This is a genomic window from Halopenitus sp. H-Gu1 (assembly GCF_041821145.1).
GTDB lineage: Archaea > Halobacteriota > Halobacteria > Halobacteriales > Haloferacaceae > Halopenitus.
In genome coordinates this window covers 108411-128621 of sequence record NZ_JBGUBC010000006.1, presented here as the reverse complement: position 1 = coordinate 128621, position 20211 = coordinate 108411, and the positions used below count along the sequence as shown (strand labels likewise).

The 20211-nt window shown below is 54.4% G+C and carries 20 protein-coding genes; 9 read left to right on the top strand and 11 right to left on the bottom strand.

Annotation, left to right across the window (positions count from 1 at the left end):
• Nucleotides 1-519: 519 nt before the first annotated feature.
• Nucleotides 520-1356 carry a hypothetical protein gene (locus ACERIT_RS06640; RefSeq protein ID WP_373674059.1) on the bottom strand — a complete coding sequence of 279 codons (837 nt, stop codon included), beginning with the start codon at nucleotides 1354-1356 and terminating at the stop codon, nucleotides 520-522.
• 10 nt (nucleotides 1357-1366) lie between these two features.
• Nucleotides 1367-2146 carry a GIDE domain-containing protein gene (locus ACERIT_RS06635; RefSeq protein ID WP_373674058.1) on the bottom strand — a complete coding sequence of 260 codons (780 nt, stop codon included), beginning with the start codon at nucleotides 2144-2146 and terminating at the stop codon, nucleotides 1367-1369.
• A 144-nt stretch (nucleotides 2147-2290) separates the two neighbouring features.
• Between ACERIT_RS06635 and ACERIT_RS06630 the strand changes: the two genes are divergently transcribed.
• Both ACERIT_RS06630 and ACERIT_RS06625 read left to right on the top strand, forming a co-directional pair.
• The gene (locus ACERIT_RS06630; protein WP_373674057.1) at nucleotides 2291-3103 is read left to right on the top strand and encodes a hypothetical protein; all 813 of its coding nucleotides are present in this window, start codon (nucleotides 2291-2293) and stop codon (nucleotides 3101-3103) included.
• 374 nt (nucleotides 3104-3477) lie between these two features.
• Entirely contained in the window at nucleotides 3478-4365 is an 888-nt protein-coding gene (locus ACERIT_RS06625) for a lysostaphin resistance A-like protein (RefSeq protein ID WP_373674056.1), read from the top strand.
• A gap of 5 nt (nucleotides 4366-4370) precedes the next feature.
• Here ACERIT_RS06625 and ACERIT_RS06620 read toward each other — a convergent pair whose 3' ends face one another.
• From ACERIT_RS06620 to ACERIT_RS06610, 3 genes are all read right to left on the bottom strand, one after another.
• Nucleotides 4371-4784, bottom strand: a complete 414-nt coding sequence (locus tag ACERIT_RS06620; RefSeq protein ID WP_373674055.1) for a hypothetical protein — start codon at nucleotides 4782-4784, stop codon at nucleotides 4371-4373.
• The gene (locus ACERIT_RS06615) at nucleotides 4771-5721 is read right to left on the bottom strand and encodes a hypothetical protein (protein ID WP_373674054.1); all 951 of its coding nucleotides are present in this window, start codon (nucleotides 5719-5721) and stop codon (nucleotides 4771-4773) included. The genes ACERIT_RS06620 and ACERIT_RS06615 overlap by 14 nt, the downstream gene beginning before the upstream one ends.
• A 154-nt stretch (nucleotides 5722-5875) precedes the next feature.
• The gene (locus tag ACERIT_RS06610; RefSeq protein WP_373674053.1) at nucleotides 5876-6547 is read right to left on the bottom strand and encodes an SdpI family protein; all 672 of its coding nucleotides are present in this window, start codon (nucleotides 6545-6547) and stop codon (nucleotides 5876-5878) included.
• A gap of 143 nt (nucleotides 6548-6690) precedes the next feature.
• Here ACERIT_RS06610 and ACERIT_RS06605 point away from each other — a divergent pair, with 143 nt between their 5' ends.
• From ACERIT_RS06605 to ACERIT_RS06590, 4 genes are all read left to right on the top strand, one after another.
• Nucleotides 6691-7098: a hypothetical protein gene (locus ACERIT_RS06605; RefSeq protein WP_373674052.1), complete on the top strand. Its 408-nt coding sequence runs from the start codon at nucleotides 6691-6693 to the stop codon at nucleotides 7096-7098.
• 103 nt (nucleotides 7099-7201) lie between these two features.
• Complete coding sequence (locus ACERIT_RS06600) at nucleotides 7202-7969, top strand: ABC transporter ATP-binding protein (RefSeq protein WP_373674051.1); 768 nt, start codon at nucleotides 7202-7204, stop codon at nucleotides 7967-7969.
• The gene (locus ACERIT_RS06595; protein ID WP_373674050.1) at nucleotides 7962-9728 is read left to right on the top strand and encodes a hypothetical protein; all 1767 of its coding nucleotides are present in this window, start codon (nucleotides 7962-7964) and stop codon (nucleotides 9726-9728) included. The genes ACERIT_RS06600 and ACERIT_RS06595 overlap by 8 nt, the downstream gene beginning before the upstream one ends.
• A gap of 54 nt (nucleotides 9729-9782) precedes the next feature.
• Complete coding sequence (locus ACERIT_RS06590) at nucleotides 9783-10133, top strand: hypothetical protein (RefSeq protein ID WP_373674049.1); 351 nt, start codon at nucleotides 9783-9785, stop codon at nucleotides 10131-10133.
• Nucleotides 10134-10153: 20 nt separating this feature from the next.
• Here the strand turns inward: ACERIT_RS06590 and ACERIT_RS06585 are convergent, their stop codons facing one another.
• The 4 genes from ACERIT_RS06585 to ACERIT_RS06570 form a co-directional block, all read right to left on the bottom strand.
• A complete protein-coding gene (locus ACERIT_RS06585; protein WP_373674048.1) occupies nucleotides 10154-11068 on the bottom strand; it encodes a DUF3267 domain-containing protein in 915 nt (304 codons plus the stop codon).
• A gap of 77 nt (nucleotides 11069-11145) precedes the next feature.
• A complete protein-coding gene (locus tag ACERIT_RS06580) occupies nucleotides 11146-11589 on the bottom strand; it encodes a hypothetical protein (RefSeq protein WP_373674046.1) in 444 nt (147 codons plus the stop codon).
• 296 nt (nucleotides 11590-11885) lie between these two features.
• Nucleotides 11886-12596, bottom strand: coding sequence for a DUF429 domain-containing protein (locus tag ACERIT_RS06575; protein ID WP_373674045.1), 711 nt, complete (start codon nucleotides 12594-12596; stop codon nucleotides 11886-11888).
• Nucleotides 12597-12723: 127 nt separating this feature from the next.
• Entirely contained in the window at nucleotides 12724-13236 is a 513-nt protein-coding gene (locus ACERIT_RS06570) for a hypothetical protein (protein WP_373674044.1), read from the bottom strand.
• A 123-nt stretch (nucleotides 13237-13359) separates the two neighbouring features.
• On the opposite strand from ACERIT_RS06570, the gene ACERIT_RS06565 reads away from it, so the two are divergent.
• Nucleotides 13360-13524, top strand: a complete 165-nt coding sequence (locus ACERIT_RS06565) for a hypothetical protein (RefSeq protein WP_373674043.1) — start codon at nucleotides 13360-13362, stop codon at nucleotides 13522-13524.
• The gene (locus tag ACERIT_RS06560) at nucleotides 13521-14867 is read left to right on the top strand and encodes a hypothetical protein (protein ID WP_373674042.1); all 1347 of its coding nucleotides are present in this window, start codon (nucleotides 13521-13523) and stop codon (nucleotides 14865-14867) included. Before ACERIT_RS06565 ends, ACERIT_RS06560 begins: the two co-directional genes overlap by 4 nt.
• Nucleotides 14868-15265: 398 nt before the next feature.
• Here the strand turns inward: ACERIT_RS06560 and ACERIT_RS06555 are convergent, their stop codons facing one another.
• Nucleotides 15266-16525, bottom strand: coding sequence for a tyrosine-type recombinase/integrase (locus tag ACERIT_RS06555; protein ID WP_373674041.1), 1260 nt, complete (start codon nucleotides 16523-16525; stop codon nucleotides 15266-15268).
• Between the two features lie 596 nt (nucleotides 16526-17121).
• Here ACERIT_RS06555 and ACERIT_RS06550 point away from each other — a divergent pair.
• Nucleotides 17122-18996 (top strand): Rieske 2Fe-2S domain-containing protein, encoded by a 1875-nt coding sequence (locus ACERIT_RS06550; RefSeq protein WP_373674040.1) that lies wholly within the window; start codon nucleotides 17122-17124, stop codon nucleotides 18994-18996.
• A gap of 72 nt (nucleotides 18997-19068) precedes the next feature.
• Here the strand turns inward: ACERIT_RS06550 and ACERIT_RS06545 are convergent, their stop codons facing one another.
• Nucleotides 19069-19569, bottom strand: coding sequence for a GNAT family N-acetyltransferase (locus tag ACERIT_RS06545; RefSeq protein WP_373674038.1), 501 nt, complete (start codon nucleotides 19567-19569; stop codon nucleotides 19069-19071).
• Nucleotides 19570-20211: the final 642 nt, after the last annotated feature.

The window sequence follows — 20211 nt, the reverse complement described above, 5'->3', positions numbered from 1 at the left end:
GGATTCTTGGGAGATAGCGAAGGGCGAAGCGGTGGCCTCAAACGGAGATCGGTTTCAGCAGATGTGAGAGATACAAAGGAATCACGAATCATTCAATACAGTATTCACATATGTCTCTCAACACACCAGCGTATGGAGGATAAGGAAGATGACCCGAGCATTTGGTAAGTACTTGCTATCTCTCTTTGTCTCGCTATTTTTCGCAACTGTCGTAGTCCTCCCCTTCGAGAAGAGCCCAGAACCCGGAACCCTACCGAGACTGGTTTCAGTGATAACATTCTTCACGGTCTTCACACTCCTATTTTTGCTGGATAAAGGGTATCTGAAACGCTGAATACTGACTGAGGAGGCACTAAAGTTGTGGACAGTAAGCACGTCAACCCACCATCTGGTTCATCAGTGTCAGGTTGGAACGAACGACTGCCGACCCAGCCTCTGGATGCAGCACGCCAGTATTAACGGTTGATGAGGATTGCATCAGAGTTTCTACAGACAGTTTGGTAAATCTCTTCGGGAGGTCTAGGCGCTGAATGTGTACCAGAGCAGCATCGCACCGAAGAGCCCGAACATCGCACCGGCATACAGTGCAACAGCTTGGCCGTCCCCCGGTGGGAGGACGAGCCAGAGAACTGGACCCACAGCGAGCAGTCCGAGTCCGAACAGACCCGCGATGAGCCGTTCGGAGCGAGCGATGGTCGAGCGTCCGTGATCCGAGACGGACGCCGTTGAGTCAAGCAGAGTGTCGATCGTCTTGGTGTGTTCGGTCGGGGCGACGATGATCCGCGGTGAGGTCGGCACACCGCGTGAATACGACAGCCAGTATACCGTGAACGCTCCAATGGAAATTGCTCGGGACTGACGAATCGCTTCGAGTGGCACATCGGTGCTATCGACGACGAGGGTGTCTGCCTCTACGTCAGCGACTCCTGTTGTAGGGAACGCCGCCGTGAGGACAAGCGGAATCCAGCTTCCGATGAAGACACCAAATGGCGCATCGGGATGGAGTCGCGTACTGACCAATAGGGCGAATGCACCCAGAATACTTCCGACGATGAGTCCGCGCCGTGAATACCGTTCGAAGAAGGGGTCTGTGAGGTTTGTCCTGAGTAAGGCAGGCAGGTAGCGACGTGAAAGGAGTGCGAGTAACGTGACAACGAGAATCCCAACTGCTTGAGCGAACTCACCCGCCAGGACCGCCGAGGCGACCAGCCACGCTACCAATCCTACGACAAGTACTACGACACCACCGAGGATGCTCGGAAAGACGTACGCGAGGCCCAGTAGGAGGGATGAATCAGTTACGTCGAGTTCCCAATCTATCGTGGTATCACCCGAACTGAGAGTGAATTGTGTCACGACGATCACCTTAACTGAGCACGAGGGCGGCTGCTGCACCGAGCAATACGATCCCGAGGCAGGCGGCTACGAGAACGGGCCAGAAGACCCGCAACACTGTTCGATACGGCGTGGTCTCTGAGAGAACAAGTGGATGTGAGCCGGCTGTGAGTACTGCGTTCACTTGGCCGGCGCGCGTGCTGACCCCAGATTCACTTTGAACGTCACCGAACACCGTCACCGGCTCTCCAGGTTCAAGTCGGCGTTCGATGTATCGCCGGTCGTTGCCGACGTTCAATTCGACGAGTTTCAGGTCCCAAGTTCGCTCTTCAGACCCGACGTCGTCAGTCCGGTTAATGAATTTCTGAATACGATTGGGTGGCCGTTCACCCCCTTCGACCTCGATCGTCACGCTCGTACCGAGGCCGAGTCTAACCCGTGACGGATCGACGAGCACACTCCCAGTATCGTCTTCGAGTAAGAATGGAACCGCGGCTCGGCCGGAATCGATTTCGACCCATGCCGTGCCGTTGTTGGTCGTTCGTTGCTCTTCCACCTCGTACGCGAGGGCCAGACACTCGGTGCCGGTAAACGGGCTGACGAGCCTATCCTCGTACTGTACTGCTGTGCCTGAAATGCTAACTGAGCCAGTCGTGCCGGTCGAGAGCGAAAAGACATCCGTCGACGCTCCCCCAAGGACTTGCCGAACAGCTCCAACCTCACGAAGTGCGAATCCGATCGCAAGGAGACCACCGCTGACGAACCCGATAACTAGCAAGAGTCCGAGCGGTGATGATGGAACGCCGACCACGATTCGAAATCAGAACGCGTGCACCTGTGTGTACCGATTCAAATTCAGGTACGTTGACTGGATTTACGGCGTCCCGTATTCGTCCGGGTTTCTCGCCCAGAAACCCGGAGCAATACTTTTCAAATTACTACATGAACTCCGGGTATGGCCGTCCTGAAAGCTCTCCGTCAGACGCCTCGTGCCCTCCAACGAAACCCGATACTGTTCGTCCCCGTCCTCGTTATCATGCTCTTTCAGATTCCACAATTGCTCCTCCAGGCAATTAATCCACTCATCGCTAGTATCGTCTCTCTTGTTCTCTCGCTGGTGTTTATTTTCATCATGCCATTTTTCCAAGCTGGTATCATCGGGATGGCTGACGAGGCCCTTGACGGTCGAACGTCACTCAACCGCTTTCTCACAGACGGCAAGTCGAACTATATCTCGATACTCGTGGCGTACCTCCTTTTGGTCGCTGTCAATTTCGTGATAGGGTTCATCGCGTTCTTTGTCGCCATCTTCGGTGGTTTCGCGTTGTTCACTGACTCCGCTGGCGGGGTCGGTCTCGCTGTACTCGCCGTTATCGGAGTAATCGTCGCCATTCTGGGGCTCGCGTATCTCTTGTTTATCTTCTTCATCCAGTTCTACGGGCAGGCGATCGTCCTCGATGATCTCGGTGCACTTGATGGGATCAAACATAGCGTCTCAGTAGTTCGCCAGAATCTCGTGAGTACGCTCGGCTATTCCGTGCTCGTGGGGGTACTCGGCGGCGGTGCAGGCTTGGTGTTCGGCGGTGCGTCGATTCTCATCTCACCTCGTACGACCGAGGTCGTGACGTTGCCACAGGTCTCCTTGGCCGGTGCAGTCGGTGTGACGGTTCTCATCGTCGTCCTTGGATCACTGTTCGGGGGGTTCTTCGGCGTCTATTCTGTCGCGTTCTATCGCGCGATCAACCCGGGGGATACCGGTGATTCTTGATCGAAAAACTGCCGTCGCAGCTCTTGTTCTTGCAGTTATCGTCTTATCTCAGTGGCCCGTGGGTGATAGTTCTCCACTTCAGCTTGTAATCTACGTGTTTGGTGCCATCATTGTGATTGCGTTGGGGATCTCAGAACGGGCTAGAACCAGCCGGCTGATCTTGGGAATACTCGGAGTACTATTCTTGATACAAGGAGTCTACGAAGTCATCTCAGGCACTACTTTGGTTAGTATCGTGGTCGGGATTCTCTACGGAGGTATCGGTGCCGCAGTACTGCTCTATCAGTCCGGGTATGCCCCATGGGGGACTCCTACCGGCGATAACGACCGTACGTACGCTAATGACTCCTCTCAACAACGAAGATGATTCAACTATGACTGAGAATCGGGTCGTGTTTCACGGAGGCTGGCAGACGGTACTCGGGTTCGCAGCCGCATTTTCGATCGTAACTGCGATTTGGGTACCACTCACGACTATGGTTTCTGACCTCTCGGCGTGGATCCAGTTGGCGACAGCAATCGGAAAGTACGCAGCAATCCTCGGTTCCGTCTGGATTCTCCTGCGGATTGACGGCGTCCAGTTCTCCGAACTGGGTCTCTCGCGCGATCATCTCGTTGGTGCACTGGTCGCGTTCGGTGGATTCTGGGTGGCGATGAACCTGTTCGGCCTGGGTACTGCAGCACTCACCGGAAATCACTGGGCGATCCGTCTGATTTGGCAACTTCCCGAGGCAGCACCCGCAGTCCAACGGTACGCACCACTCCCAGCGACGTGGCTCGTCCTGCTTCTGCTTGAATTCCTCGTGGTTGGCCCAGTAGAGGAGATAGCATTTCGTGGGTACTTCCAGTCGAAGATAATTGCCCTACTCAGCGACGATACCCTTCCGTACATCGCCTTAGGGATCGGGGTGACGAGTCTCGCGTTCGGCGTGATGCACACCCCTGCAGCAATCGTGGCTGGACGGACACTTGATGGGATTCTCGCTGCTGCACTTCTCCCAACGATTACCGCCGTCCTGTTCGGTGCGATCTATGAACTAACGCACAACGTCTATTTCGTCGCGCTGTTACACGGGTTTGGAAACACGTGGCCGCTCGTGGTCGAGTGGGCTAACTGGTCTGGAAATACACTCGTCGTGTTCTGGATCGGTGCAGCAATCATCTATCTTGGGACGACACTAGCGTATCGGGTTTGGATAGCAGAGCTCGCTCACGTACGAGCAGTCATAAGAAGAGACGCAGGATGGACTTCACGTGAGTGAGTTCCTTATCCTCTGTACTGCTGGAATCCGATCCAGATCACCGACGCAATCACAACGAGTCCGAATGCAACGGCGAAGAACGCGAACTGTGTGTCTAGAACACTCGAAAGCCCGAAGAGATCGAGCCTATTGACGTATCCGAGGCCGAAGAACATCCCCACAACTACCCCTGCAGCTGTAAGCCTGAAACCGAGTTCCCTCAAAAAATTGCCCAAGGACAGGTCACGAGACATACTGCGGGAAATAGAATAGCGGATATTTGGATGTACTGTCTCATCTCCAATACGCGGCTCTTGATCTTCCAGAATGTATGGTTTCGCGCCATCGTGGTCGGCTGCCACCGTGCGTCTGAGCGGTAAGCGCTCGGAGACGCGATTTTCTGTGCCCGGTACTCCACTGGTATTGTCACCGGCCTCCATCGGGATACCACACCCCACGACCAGGCGTGTGGTGGTGCCAACGGTCGTCTTCGCGGATGAATCGGGGATTTCGCCACCTGAACCGACCGTTGGCCGTATAGGAGAACGGATCGGGCATCTCCGACGCAGTCACAAGCGAGTGCTGGCAGGCCGTAAACATTCGACGCGCCTGGTCGTTCGCCGGCGTGAACCGGTGTTCGGCGGCGTCCTCGACCATATCCACGTCACGCCGAACAGTGAGATTCGCGGTTTCTCCTGGTAGTGGTGCAGTCTCGCGCAGGTGATTGTCGAACGACGCCACGAGTCGAACCTGATCAGCAGTGTACCGACTGTCGCCACCGACGTTACTACCGGCGTAGATCGTCCCGCTGATACCGAGCACGATATTCGTCCGATCCGCTCCCGGAGCCAACCGGACAGTATCCCGGCGGACGAAGCCAGCCACGTCGTTGCGACCGTGGACGAAGGAGGACCCGAGCGCCATCGCCCGGTCGTCGAATCCGTTCGGGGGGGTCGGCAGGTCCGCGTCGACGGTGCAACTGAACCGTGGCGGATTCAGGATTCCGTCGATCGCCTTCGGGAGTTCCTGCGGAAGCTCGCTCCCCTCAAACAGGTGCGTAACGAGACTGTTTCCATAGGGGACGGCGGCGGCGAGGCGAGTCTCAGGACCCCAGCTGTCGCTGGCGAAGCCGTACGACCGACCGTCGGCCGCACAGAGATCCATGAGTGTCCCCTGTGCGTCGCGGCCAACGACAGCGACTGGGGTGGAGCCTCGCAACGCGGAGAGCGGTTCTTCCCCGTCCGGGAGGTCGGTCGGGAAGAGCGCTATCTGACCACCGATAGGATCCTCGACGGTGAGGGGGTCCGCACCATCCGGCAGAGGGACCCCGTCTGCGACGTACAGCGGCATTCCGTCGAATCCGTCAGGCTGCGTCATGGTCGGAGAGGACTCCCGGGAGAGGGCGTTACACCCGGCGATGCTGCCAGCGGATCCAGCGGCTATTGTCGCAAGGAGGGCGCGACGGGAAAGCGGGGGCATACGGCCGCTGGTACTCGGTTCCGACACCTCAATCTGGTGATTCGACCCGATGTTACGGTAATTTCACGGAATCTGAGCCGGTGCCGTGCTCGATCTGCTCGTACAGGTAGTACGAGTAGACGACGGTGACGCCAGCTGTCAGGAGGGCCGGTACGATAAGGAAGTAGACTGCGTAGTCGCCGAAGAAGAGACCGACGAGCGAGATGATCGCGGTGAGTTTGAACAGGCGGCCGCCGAGCCGGTGCGTTCGGTCCCACACCTCGTTACTCGACAGCGTCCACGGCGTTCGGATGCCGATGAACCAGTTACGTTCTGCGTGAGTGAGTAGCACCCCGACGTAGTAGAATAGCCCCGCGACCGCGGTGAGGACGAGGAGCGTGAAGTCGAACTCGTAGCCGAGGTTGAATGCGATGACACCCCCGTGGATAACGGTCATGAACACTGTGAACACGACAACGAACCAGTCGTACACCGGACGGAACGAGGCGATGTTTTCTCGAAGCGGATCGATACGCGGGATTGCCGCGAAGACGACGAGAAGAACAGCGGACAACACAGGGAAGAGTGCGAGTGCAACGGGCTTCGACATCGTTCCATCCGGCTGTCCCGCGGCGTTCCAGTGGGTCGCCATCCGTGCTGGCAGTTCTGGCGCGGCGAGGACACTCATCACACCGGAGATGACGACGACGACCGCCGCGATGAGAAACCGTCGACGCGAATTCATGGCCGGTGATACACACTCGTCCCTGATGAACAGGTTGGTTCAGCGACTCTCGGGCAGTCCTTCGTCCACCTGAACGGCCAAGTATATCCGCGTGAACCGGATCTCACGCAGGGTATTACGGGAATCGGCTTTGAATACGTGGTATGGTCACCACACTCGAACAATACGGCACTGGTGGTGGAATCCCAATCGGAGCAGGGATCGGTGGAACTGCGGCGATGATCACTGGACTGCAATCCGAGTTTGCAGTACTAGCTGGATTCGGTGCCGCCGGCGGACTCGTGGTCGGCGGCTTTGCAGGCCGATTCACTGACGGAAATCTAAACCACGATAACTGGCAGTATCGGGTACTCGCGTACACACTATTTGTCAGTCTCACCGTCGGCGTGTTTCTTGGAATACTCACGGCGTGGATGGTTGATGGCTCCTACACCATTGGCGCGGTGGCGGGGAGCGCAACAGGTGGTGTGTTCGGCATCTTCATGAGCGGAATCCTCATCTCCGCTAGTCGGAAGGAACGCACGTCTGAATCCACAGCAAGCACGCGCTAGCGTGACCAAATATGTCGGTACGCCATCTACAATCAGATCTGGATGAGAGCCCCATGACCAACTATATCTGCCGAGCAACCGACAGTCCCCGTGAATTGGACCGATGCCCGCTATCGAGACCTCCGCCCTGACCAAACGCTACGGTTCGACGACTGCAGTAGACCACCTCAATCTCGCCGTTCCCGACGGTGCCGTATACGGGTTCTTGGGTCCGAACGGAGCCGGGAAGACCACAACGATGCGGATGCTCACCGGATTGGCGACGCCGACTAGTGGAACGGCGACTGTCGCCGGCGCGTCCATCACAGATCGAGATGCGCTCAGACCGCACATCGGATATCTCCCTGAAGAGCCGCCGCTCTACGAGCAGGCCACCGCCTACGAACAACTGGAGTACGTCGCCGGCCTCCGCGACCTCCCTGAACAGCAGACTCAGAATCGCGTCGACGAACTGCTCGACCAGCTCGATCTATCACCGGACGATGCGGCGACTCGCATCGCCGACTACTCCAAAGGAATGCGGCAGAAAGTGGCGTACGTCCAGGCAATCATCCACGACCCGGACGTTGTCTTCCTCGACGAACCAACGTCCGGACTCGACCCACGGGCCGCACGCACCATCCGAGTACTCATCAGTGAACTCGCAGACCGGGGAACCACGGTCTTTCTTTCGACGCACATCCTCCCCGTCGTCGAAGCGGTCGCCGACACTGTCGGGATCCTCTACGACGGCCGGCTCGTCGCCGAGGATTCACCTGACAACCTAACCCAGCGAGCCGAAACTGGCGACACTCGAACACTCGAAGAGGCATTCCTTGAAATCACGAGCGTCGATCCAGTTGAGGACGATGCGGAGGCGACGTATGGCTGAGGCGAACTGGCTACGGCATACGATCCGAGTTGGTGTCTTCGAGTTCCGACGCTCAATTAGGGCAATCTGGGAGGATAAGGCCCGCGCGTTCCTGATGGCCGTTGGCCTCGTTTTCCCGTCGCTCATGCTCGTCGGATTTATCTATCTCTTCTCGGATGCGATTCGTAGCGCGGGCGTCGTCTCACTACCGCCGATTGCCCGCGGGACGGTCGCACTCTTCTGGTTGTTCGGCGTGTTTATCGCCACCCAGCGGGCCGTCTCTGCGCGTCCACGCATCGACGCTGAGCCGCTTATGCTCACGACTGTGTCTCCCCGAACGGTTGTGGGTGGACTGGTACTCGCCGAAACGCTCCGCGTGCTCGCGTATTTGGCCCTCCCGGTGCTTGTGCTGACAGGCGGCGTAGTCTACCTGTTCGGCTCGGTGAGTAGCATTCTCTTGATCCCGCTTGCAGCGGTTCTTCTCGGGCTCACCGCTGTTCTTGTCGGAATGGTGCTTGGCTACGCGGTCGCTTTGTTGATTGCCACGTCTCCGTTCGTCGCCCGGCACAAGACAGTTCTAGGTGGGATTGCCGTTCTCGTGGCGATGGGCGGCTACCTTCTCATAACGCTTCCACAGTTCGGCGGCATCGGTCAGGAATCCCTCGCCGTTCTCCCAGTTGGATGGTTTATTGATCTCGCCGTCATCGGAACCCCGGTTCAGGGGTCGATGGTGCGGGTGGCCGTGGTCGTTGGAGGAAGTTTCCTCGTCGTGGTGGGCGGCACCGCGCTCATTGAATACGAGGCGACGCGTTTCTGGTTCACTGATCCAGTGAGTGGCGACGAGGGGGATAAGACGGAATCCGAACGTATCACTCCCGAATTGGACGGAACGCGGACTGCGTTAGCAGACGCGATTACACCGGTCGGGATTCCAGCGGGCATCTCGCAGCCGACTCGGCGAGTCGCCCAATGGAGCCTCTTGAGAACCCGACGCGACCCGCGTCGACTCAATTTTCTCTTGTTGCCTGTCGTCATGGTTGGAAGTGGCTTGATCAGCTCTGGGATGCAGGCAGCGTCACCGTGGACAGTCTTCACGCCTGCTGCTGCCGTCCTGCTTGCTTGGATGGCAGGCGCGACGTTTGCAATCAACCCGCTCGGAGAGGAAGGTGCCGTCCTTCCCGTGACGCTCATCTCGATTTCGGGATCGGACTACGTCCGCGGGCTGATGCTTCCCGGCCTGTTGTACGGGCTGCCCCTCGTCGTTCTCGTGACTGGTGGTGCAGCGATCATTGGACCGTTCGAGCTGCCGGTCGCGCTCGGTCTCGTTGGGGTGGGTTTCCTTGCGACGATGGTCGCCGTCACGACTGCTCCGGCAGTCGGAGTATGGTTCCCGCGGTTCAGTGCGATCAGTATCGGCCAGAGCCGGGAAGTGATCCCGCCACGGTTGGTGACGACTTCTCTCCACTTCCTCGGTGTGACAATCCCGGCGACGTTTCTCACGGTACTTCTTTTGGAACCACAACTCGCTCAAACTCTCGTTGCTGGCATCGCTGGGTTCATTCCCGCAGCACTTCTTCAGTTGGCTTCCGGTGGAGAGAGCGGTATCCTCTCAGATGGAGGAACCTGGTTCCACGCACTCGGGACAGCCATCCAGTCCAGCGGGATTGAATCGTTTCGACTCACCGTTGCCGTCCTTCTCATTCTTAGCGCATTCATCGTCGCCGGTATTTCCTATCGGGTAGCGATACGTCGATTCGATAATTACGCACCTCCGATGTGACCGCGATCAACTGTCACGTTCACTTTTGTGTGTCTGGCTTCTCAGCGTAGAGCTATGAGATATCGACCGTGGATTGGCGGCATTACCGTCGCTCTCGTCATTGGAACTGCAGTGAAAATTGCATTTGATGTTGATTTACGACTTGCAGGCCTGTGTGGCCTTGTGTGGGGAATTACCGCCTGGACTGCCGTTGGGTATCCAACGGAATTCTCTGTCTCGTTTCGAGGGTTGGATGGACGCGATCGGTGGCTTGCTGGGATGAGTCTGCTGCTCATCGCTTGTGCCTTCGCTACGATCGAAGTCGTTTCAGTACCGGGAAGAGCAGAGCTGGTTCTGTACGCAGAAACGCTGGGGTTGAGTATCGGGCTGGCGACGCTCGGTGCGCTCATTGAAACCCACAATTGAACATGACTAGGCAAATCGACCTACCGAGCTTCAGATGTCGTCTCAATAGGATGCTTGCCTCGGCAATAGCTCCGTAGAAGTGCGTAGCCGAGTCCAACTGTTGCCCCGAGGCTTAGCACACCTGGCCCGACACCGAATGAGATCTCCGTCGGCGTGTTGGTGAACGAAAACAGGTACGTGATCGTTCCCGGGGTTCCGACCGTGAGTGACGTGACACCAAGCAGGGACAACAAGAGGGGGCCGCCGATCGCTAACAGGATTAGTACGCCGAACGTTGCAACCCCCGCCCCGGCAAGCGCGTCCCAGACGAGTGTCGTGATCGAGAGCGACCGCGGACGATCGGTCCTCAGCCCGAGGATTCTGACTCCCGCTTCGTGATCGACAATCCGGACGTGTGCGGGGTAGCTCAGTACTATGAGGGTCATCCAGATGTCTGCGACCGCTCCTGCGGCGTTCAACGTGAGCGGGACGATCAACCAACCCCACTCGAACAGGATCATCAACGAGACGCCGAGAAGAGTCAACACGACGAGCGGCGTCAGGAGAACGACGATAAACTGGTTCCGAGAGAACTCATGATCCGTCGTCGCGTACGCGTACGGGAGTATGAAGTGCGCGACGCCGACGCCGTAGCGGGCCTCCCCACCATAGTATCGGATGGCGAGTCCGTGAAGCCACTCGTGCGGGATGATGAAGACGGCACCTAGCATCACGATCACCAGTACGTTCAGTGCGTCAGTCCACCACCCGATACCTGAAGGCGCAAACTGGAAACTCACTGCCTGCCCGGTTGTGACTTGGTAGAGCGTGCTGAACACCGCCCAGCCGACGACCATCCCGAGCGTGCCGATCGCAGTCATCTGGATCGTGAGCCCTCGCGTTAATTCGAGGTCTGCCAGTGTCGTCCCAGCGTCGCTAGCGCCGTCGGTGGGCATACTGGACACTCAGGAGAGGTGTATTCTTGAAATTCGGGTAGTCTGCGATTTGAATGTGGGCCTATTAGAGCCAGGACTCAAATCTCCCACCGACCACTGCCGATGTATGCGAGCCCGAGACTTCCGACAAGGATGAACCCACCGAACACGACATCTGGAAGCGAAATCAACTGATCCCCGAATTTACCGCCGAGAATCAGCAGTAGTGCAATCGTTGTCGGCAGGAGGTTAGCGGCTAATTGCTGTATAAAGACACGAAGTGACCAATAGCCCGCCTCAAATTTCGACTTGATAGCTTCGCCGATTGGTCGGTTACCGTCTGGATTCTCGCACGGACGGAGATTGTCGATTGTTTCGAGATCAACGGTCACGAGTTCACCAGTGTGCACTCGCCGTTCATCAGGTTCCCCCACTCGTAGTAACGTCACACTCGCCTCCCCACGGCCGACAACGCGGTATACACCGGCTGGAATATCGACATCTGTGGCCTTGTAATGAGCGTAGAGATCAGGGGAATCCATTATTCTCTAATGCCGTTGATTAGCTGTTTTGACGGTCTGTTCATAGACGCGAAGACGTTGATAACTTCGTATCCTCGTAATAACTCTCTGGTGATTCAGGCGGTCACGGACGCGGTTATTGGCACTTTGTCTGGTCACTTGGAGATGCCGGGACACAGGGAGTTCGATGTGATAGACGGATTCTGAATTCATCACGATTTGTTGTGAATGACACTGAACTTCGTTGTTCGAACGAGACAGAGTGGATAGAGAGTCGATTCTGGTAAAGGGGATAGCCGGCTAATCCTGATGACCAATCAGCATCCGGGGTAGACGATCGAAGGCTCACAGGTGGGATCGGCTTCCTGTGGAAGGGTCGAATAGGAGCCTGCTGACTCGCGGGCAGTTAGTGCGAGGATGGCAGCGTCAAGGACATCGTCGAGACGTCCGGACTGGATTCGATGGTGCCATTGGCTGCTTGTTTCCCGTTCGTCGACGAGGTCTAACACTAGCTGGAAGGATTCGCCTCCGTTCTTGATAAGACAGTCTTTCCGGGCTTTGAAGCCTTCATCGCTTTTCTTCGACGGGAGATCGTCGCCGTGGTACGCTTTGAAGCATACCTCTGGGTGACTTTCGTACACCGTCTCACATACAGCCTCAAATTCATCCAGCAGCGCGTTCACTTCTCGGATTCGCGGAATGAGTCCCCAACTGTGACTGCCCAGTCCACTAGTATTTCGCTTAACGGCCTCGTTGTAGTCCTCAGTAGTGACCGCGTCACGGTTGGGTGTCCAGAAAACGGTACTGCCACGCGAACCAAGGAAGTCCTTGGCCTTCCTATCGCACTCTCGTTTGTTCTCGTCCGTCAAGTGAACTGGGATATCAACTAAAATCTCGTTCGCACGATCGCTGTACTTATGCCAGACATTTAGTAACGATGGTTCGGTAGAAATTCTCGTAGTATGTGGTGTTGCCTCGACAACGACCCACAATCCGCTTGCCCAGTCTACTCCTATGTGTGCAGCCATGAGAAGGAGTAGCTATGACACCACTTAATTTTCAGTTTAATATGACCGGCCTCTGAGCGTGTTCGGATTGCTGAACCGATCTCCGTCGACGGGTATCACCGAACTCATTGAAACGAGAGGCACGACATCACTCTGTGTCGTCGGATGCCACCCTCATACGGAAATTCTCCAGAGCATCATCGTGTTGCTTTTTGGCTTGACGGAGTCGTTCGGTAGTCTCGCGGATGTCTTCTTCCTCGGCTAGTTGCGCGAACTCTTCTGCAGCAGGTTGCAGTTCGTACAGTTTTATCTTCCCCCCGTCTTCCGGGTATAGGAAATACTCCTTCCAGAGGTCAAGTTTGGCACCTTCAGTCAGTCGAGTAGCGACAGTTCCGTGGCTTGTTGCGATTGCGGTATTGATTTCGCTGAATCGTTTGGGTCCTTCGGCGAGTTGAGCAAGAATATCGATTGATGCTTTCTTTGTGAAGAATTCCTCGACTTCGATTTGATCCAGCTCAACAGTCGGCGTTTCTTTTGGTTCGTGATAAGCACCGATTTTTGACTCGTCCTCGTCTCCGATACCGATAGCGTCCTCTAGTTCGGGGGTTTGGTCCGGGGGTGGCGTCTCATCTTCCGATTCATCCGAGGGCTCGTCAGTCATGTTGATACCTTTCCTTTGGAGGCGAGTCTTTAAACTGTACCGGGTCAAAGTAGTAAACACTCAAAATTAGAATGGCTGTAGAATTGAACGACGATCGGCATAGTCAGAACGGTGGTGGGCAGGATGGAGTCTAAAGACCCTCTGAACCCACGTCAGTCAGCGATAGCGACTGCGGAGGAGCTTCGGGAGGACCTCGAAACGATCGCTTCGAGTGATCTCCCATTCGCATACGATGCTGAACAGATTCTGGAAGCGATCGACCGAGCCAAAGTGGGAGCAAACAGATGAGTCGAGAACGAATCAGCAGACAGGTTCTCGACGAAAGGCTCCCGGCAGTTTTGCGAGAGCAGTTGCGACGTGATGGGTTGCCCCGAGATCACCTCCCATCTTGGGACTACATTAGAACCCATACGCGGTATTCGGCTGAGGGTCTGAACATCAAGTGCCAGGAGTTCTACGATCAGACTCTTCACGAACACCTCCGAGAACACGGATTTGGTGCCCGCTCGAACGGAAAATGGCCGGCAAATAATGAAGAGACGATCCAGTCTCTGGAGTATTTCATCACAAAGCAAGAAGACAATAGGGGGCTTGCTGATTCGACGATTAAGGCAATCCGTTCTGCCATCAAGAAGGTGTATGAGGCAATCCACGAAGAAGAATTAGATGTGGAAATGCTGGATCTCGGGTCGTACGCCTCACACGAGGAGCGACTAACCAACGTTCAGCAAACGGTCACCATCATCGAGTATATGGATCGAACGTTGTCAGACGGGACGATGCAGAATTATCCACATTACTTCTCGGAGTACTACCGCATCGTGAAAAATGCGTACCGCGTCGATCTAAATCCGGTTGAACAAGCACTCGATGAGTTCGAGTGGGTCAGAAGCAAAGGTGAGGCACATCCGATTACGGAGGAACAATTGAATGACGTGTGGAACACCGTGAATAATCTTGAGGAGTGTCCGGTCCAGGGCTACGACCTGGATCGATGGAAGATGTGGATGAAAGTCCTTATTGTCTTCTTGGTTGCTGTCGGCCCCCGCTCAAGTGAAGTGGAGCAGTTAGATGTAGGAACGCAACTCCACTTCGGAAACGACCCACACGTCCATTTCGATGAGCGTAAGAACCTTCGACAGGACGACGCACCGGAGTACGTTCCGATCATGATGGGATCTGACTTCCTTCAAGCATATCGTGAATACATCCAAGAAGTGGGTGGGAACGGAAGTCTGGTCCCGAGTCCACAATCGGAATCCGGCTCACGCACTGCTGATACGCTGAATGAGTGGTTGAAGCGGCTATGTAAGATTGCCAACGTTCGGTTGCCGGATGGTACACTCCCGACGATCCAGAACTTCAGGCAACTTTGGAAGACGAACTACAAGAAAGCGCTTCACAAGAATCGCAACGAGATTAAATTTGTCTCGGACGAGGGCGGGACGGACAATCCCAAAGTGGACGAAGAGAACTACATTGACGACGTCGTTAACCGACGGCATGTTCGGGAGTTGGGACGAAAGTACTTCGAGGACCTACTAAACATCGATGAGCTACCGAAGGTTATGCAGGAAGAGCTTGACCAAACTGAGTATCTCGACAGGCAAACCTCCATCTCCGATTACTAACCACAGGTATAGGCACTTATCAGCTACCGTCCCACAAATCCCTTCCCTGCTCACCCACTAGAATCAACGTTTCATCCCTAGCGGCCGCTGGTACTTGGTCTGAGCCATCACTCAGAGCATAGGACTCCCCAATCGTTGCTGATCATTAATTTAGTCAATAATTTGATAACCTGATTTGGTTGAATTCTGAAGGCACGGGAAGAATATAGAGCCTCGCCGTCGGGCGGATTTTGTTCAGGTCAGATCAGCCCGGAAAGCCCTCCAATTCGAATCCCCACGCCGTACTGCAGTTTTGTAACTTCTGGAGTTGGTTCGGTTGTGATCCGCGGTAAATTCCAAACGAACAATTCCAAGATTATGACAACGAGTGGGTATTTCTGGGACCGCAGCTCATCGCATTAGATTTCGAGGCCCAAAGACCGCAGTTCTTCGAGTTCACTTTGCACATTCTTGAGTCGTTCTTTCATCTGCCCCTCGGCTTCGAGTGCGGAGTCAAAGAGACGTTCCTGACGCTCTTCGATCTTCTCGACGCCTTTCGGGCCTAATGCCTGTCCGCACCACATACATTGAGCTTCTCCCCTTGGCGTGTCGCGCTGACAACGCGGGCACTGGACCGGCCCAATTGCCTCGATCTCGTCTTCCGAAACGTCTACACCGTGAGCTCGGGCTACTTCACGAGCAGTGTCCTCTCGGAATACGTCGATGTATCGTCGAGCCTCATCGCTATTTTTGACCCAGCCATGGTGCTTCTCTATATGATTCTGTGACACGTTCTTCCGCGCCAGATAACTTGCGGAGGATTTTCGCATCCGGGTAAACACCATCTTCGATGGCTTTCTGAGATCACCATTATCGACTGCTCGCTTGACGGGTGCTCGGAGCATCTTCAGTTTCATATTGTAGCTCACGTCCCGCCCAGTGTCTAAGTCCGACCAAAGCGGCGCATCAGGATCATTACCCCGAGGGTGAGCCTCTAGCCAGCGCCTGAGGTATGGAACTGAGGAGATTAGTACAATGGAGCGACGTCCTCGCTTCCCATCGACCGTGATTTCCATCCCGTACTTGTGATCGCTAACGTCACCGACAGCGAGTTCTTGGAACTCCTCAGACCGTGGACCAGCGTCCCAGTCTACGGCGACCGCTGCCTTGTTGCGAGCGTATTTCGCGTTATCCAGGACGGGAACGATGTGTTCGTCCCACCACCACATCTTCGTCGGGTCTGGTTTTGGATCGTAGTCCCTGGGGAGATCGGCAGAGATCCACTCGACGCTCGATGGTTTCTCCTCTTTATAGTCGCCTGCTGTGAAGTGCCCACCAAACATTCGAAGTGCGACTCGGTGGTCACGTTTCGATTCTTCGCTATCATACGTCGCGTTGATCCAACTGACGTATTTTTTCGCGGCATCCTTCTCCTTCTTGGATTCTCCGATGATGTCTGCCAGATCTGGCTCAGGTAGTTCATCTGGGGAGTACTTGTACGAGTCACCTGCCATCATCGTACAGTGTTGGAGGAGTTTCGTCCATCGGCCCACAGAGTAGTTGTGTACCCCGAGTTCGGAAGAGAACTTGAGGAGGGCGTCTTTATCCTCTGGTGAGAGATTCTCCGACCGCTTAATCCGCGTGTGGAGTGTTTCGATCTTGGGTGGCAACCCCGACATACTCTAATTTAGAACGGGTAGGCATTTGAACTCTTCGTATATTGCCGGGAGGCGGCATACTTCTTCCGCGCGGATTGGATTCGCAATACGGCGTAAGGATTCGGGCCTATATCACCGTATTTTCCCGCGAGATTTGAACCGGCTACAGCACGCACCCTGTGCCGTCGGGCGCTTCAATACATTGTAGGGGCCGTAGCCCTTTCAGTCCTTCCCCTATTTCGAGAAGAATTAGGGAGTATGATACCCCCAGCATGCTGATTTCGGACATTGAGGTAATGCGTTCACCGCAACAAGCGCGAGAGACCCGTGACGCCCGCGTGCAAGCGCTCGTTACCTAACCGAGAGGATTGGGCCACCTTCTGTGGGATACTCTCTAACGCTTTGAGCGGCTTCGAGAGCGAGGCTGTGTCACCTCTATGTTAACATACTATCCTCTCGGAGCCGTCTCGCGGTCGTGGGCGGCGGCGAGTCGGTGTGAAGACCGTTGACCGGAGTCAGCCTTGTACACTCGATATATATCACCTGTCTGTCGAATCTGGCCGAGTGTGCTATTGTACCAGTAAGACTAATGTGGTCTTACGCGTTGAAATCGTACAATGAGCGTTCACGTCGGGCCAGCCTCACTTTTGGAAACATTACCACAGTCAGTCGAGGTTGATGGGGAGTGGTATATTATAAGCAAAAATGAAGAAAGCCAGCCTGTCATATTCTCGTCAGAGTGTCCACATTTGGGTGGGACAGTTGAAGTTGTAAATGATGATTGTCTTCGCTGTCCACAGCACAACTGGGAGTTTGATGTGGAAACCGGGGATTCAACGACAGTTGAAACAGAGTCCTTGACAGCGTACAATTTGACGCAACGCGACGGGGAACTTTACGCTGACATTCCGCAAACTGACAACGTTATTGAATTTAGCGTTTCAAATGAAAACACTGCCCGTCCAAATATTTCTCTCCTGTCTCATGCTACCCTATCAATTGAATACGACGGATTCAAAATTCTGACTGATCCGTGGCTTGAAGGGCCAGCATTTCTCGATGCTTGGACACAGTATCCCCCGCCGACCTGTGATGTGGATTCAGTAGCAACAAGTACGGATGCTATTTGGATTACACATGAACACCCAGACCACCTCAACCCCCGAACTCTTGAGCGATTCCCAGATGAAACTCCAATTTATGTGCCCGAACTCAACTATCGGCGGCTCTCAAATCGTCTCCGAGAGTTAGGCTTTGAGAACGTGCATAGTCTTCCGACTCATGAACCCTATCAACTCGCGGAAGGTATTGAAGCAGTCTGTTTTGAGTCAAGTTCGACATTCAATGACAGTATTTTGGCAATAAATTGTGGCGGTTTCAAGATCGTCAATGTGAATGATGCGGGGGTTAACTGGGATGTGAACGAAGCAATTCCACAAGCAGACTTGGTGGCGACTGGATTTTCATTTGGGGCTTCAGGCTATCCAATCACTTGGAAGCACCTTACTAAAGAACAAAAGCGCCAGATGATTAAGGAGCGGAACGAGGGTCAACTACAGAAATGTGAACAGTTGGTAGAGATGTTTAACGCAGATTATTTGTTGCCCTTTGCGAAATTCTTCGAACTTGCACAACCCGAACACAAACCGTATCGAGAACTGATAGAAAAGAATCGCCCGTCCGATGTAACTGAACGGCTCTCTGAACGCGATGTGACCGTTTTAGACCTTCTACCGGGCGAAACATGGTGTGGAAACGATAAAAATATTGACCATCGGGCAAACCGAGAACAATTCTTTGATAAAGAATTCAGGGAACGATACCTACAGGACACCTACGAATCACAGACTCCCGTTGTAAATGAGCCATTCGACATGACTCATGAAGAATTGGCCACTTATTTCGAAAGTTTGGGAGAGTCTGATTTAGCCGCCAAGATTGGCGATTTTGCCCTCACACTCTCACTGACTGGTGAACAAACCCTCAACGCTCTCATCCGGATTCAAGAGGGAGAAATAGAATATAAACCGACCGAGAAACTGATTCCAGTCGGAGAACTTGACGCAAGCCACCATGTCAGTATGTCCTGTCCCGGAAGCCTTGTACAGTTTGTCGTCCGGAACGACCGATCATGGGACGATATTCATATTGGCTACTGGTGTGAGTTTGACCGCCAACCAGATGAATATAATCTCGGGTTTTGGCGTCTACTCCACGCACCTTGGGAAGCACGTGAAGATGTTATGCGTATAGCGGAAGACTACGATATTGAAACTAAACTTGAAGGAACCACTATGGCTGACCTTGTAGAGCGGAATGATGTGGGTGACATTCTATCGACGTATGGTCTGCACTGTGCTGGTTGCCCAGAAGGTCTGGGAGAAGATATTGTTGAGGCCGCTCGGATTCATGGACTTGGCCCAGAGCAGGCTCGTCGCCTAATTAGTGAAATTGAAGCCTCTGTCACCGGGGAGAAGGCCGTGAGCGATTAAACAAGTAGTTCCCTGTGGACGAAGGCTGGGAGATTAAAAAGATACAATCCACTTGGCGCGCTATCTGGTGTGTTACCTATCTTCTACGTGAAGTGAGCCGTCTCCTTGCATAAATCCGTGTTCGTTTTCCATATCCCACCTGCTCCAAGTTCTCCGATACTGAATCCATTCTCCTTCCTGGCCTATTCTTTCAAATCCATGCTTCTCAAACAATTTTTGCGAGCCGGTATTGTCTACATGAATTTCTGCTGAAAGTTCCTCTCGTTTGTCCTCAATAGCCTTCTCCAAGGCTTCCGAAGCAATTCCCTTTCCCCAGAGCCGTTTTTCTCCAATATAAATTCCAACGTCCCCATCAGCCGCAAGAGCGACAACACCAACTGGCCCGCCCATATACTCAATTATCAAATCTTCTCGGTCTTCAGGTCGGTTTTGAAACCATTCTACATGGTCGTGCCAATCTAATTCTTCGTCCTGATTTCGGAACCAGCGGTAGATCTCGGGGTCATTTCTCCACTGATAGATACGGTCTATATCTTGACGAGTTGCCTGGCGAAGCGATACGGAACGAGGCATATTCAGAACAATACAGTGCCGGGGCTTATTATTGCTGTCTCTACACCGACCGAAGCACAGAATCACCTACTCACTCGTATCTATTTGATTGCTCACTGGTGATCCTGTATATTTCAAGGGGCGAGAAGGAATTTCAGGACTCCGGCTGTCACTACTTGACTAATGACGACGACCGCAAGGTGGAAGCGTACCTACGCATGTTCTAACGCGGTTGGCCGTTCGTTCTGACAGTAGCCCTATCAGCGATTGTTTGGTCGCCATTTCGCTCACAGTATTCCTATCACCAATCGTTCCAGAATGGGGGATAGAAGGCCCACAAAAGCCATTTACGGGCGGATAGCATATCATCTATATCGACAGCCGAACACACCGCTATCGGGGAGATCTCCAAGGATGAATTGAAAGGGAAACTGACCAAGGATTCCCTTTGTCGGTGACGCCGGGTGTCGTGGGTAACACCAGACATGTCTACTACGAATCCAAGCGGCAAGAGCCTATCGAACAGTCCAATCAGTCGCAATCATGCTGTCGCCAAAACAAAGCAACTCCTTCTACAAGGCCCACAGGACGGCGAAGATTGTCTTGTACAGGCCCCGCCGACTGTTCATCCAGAGGAACTCATTCCCGGACTCGTCGCCGCTC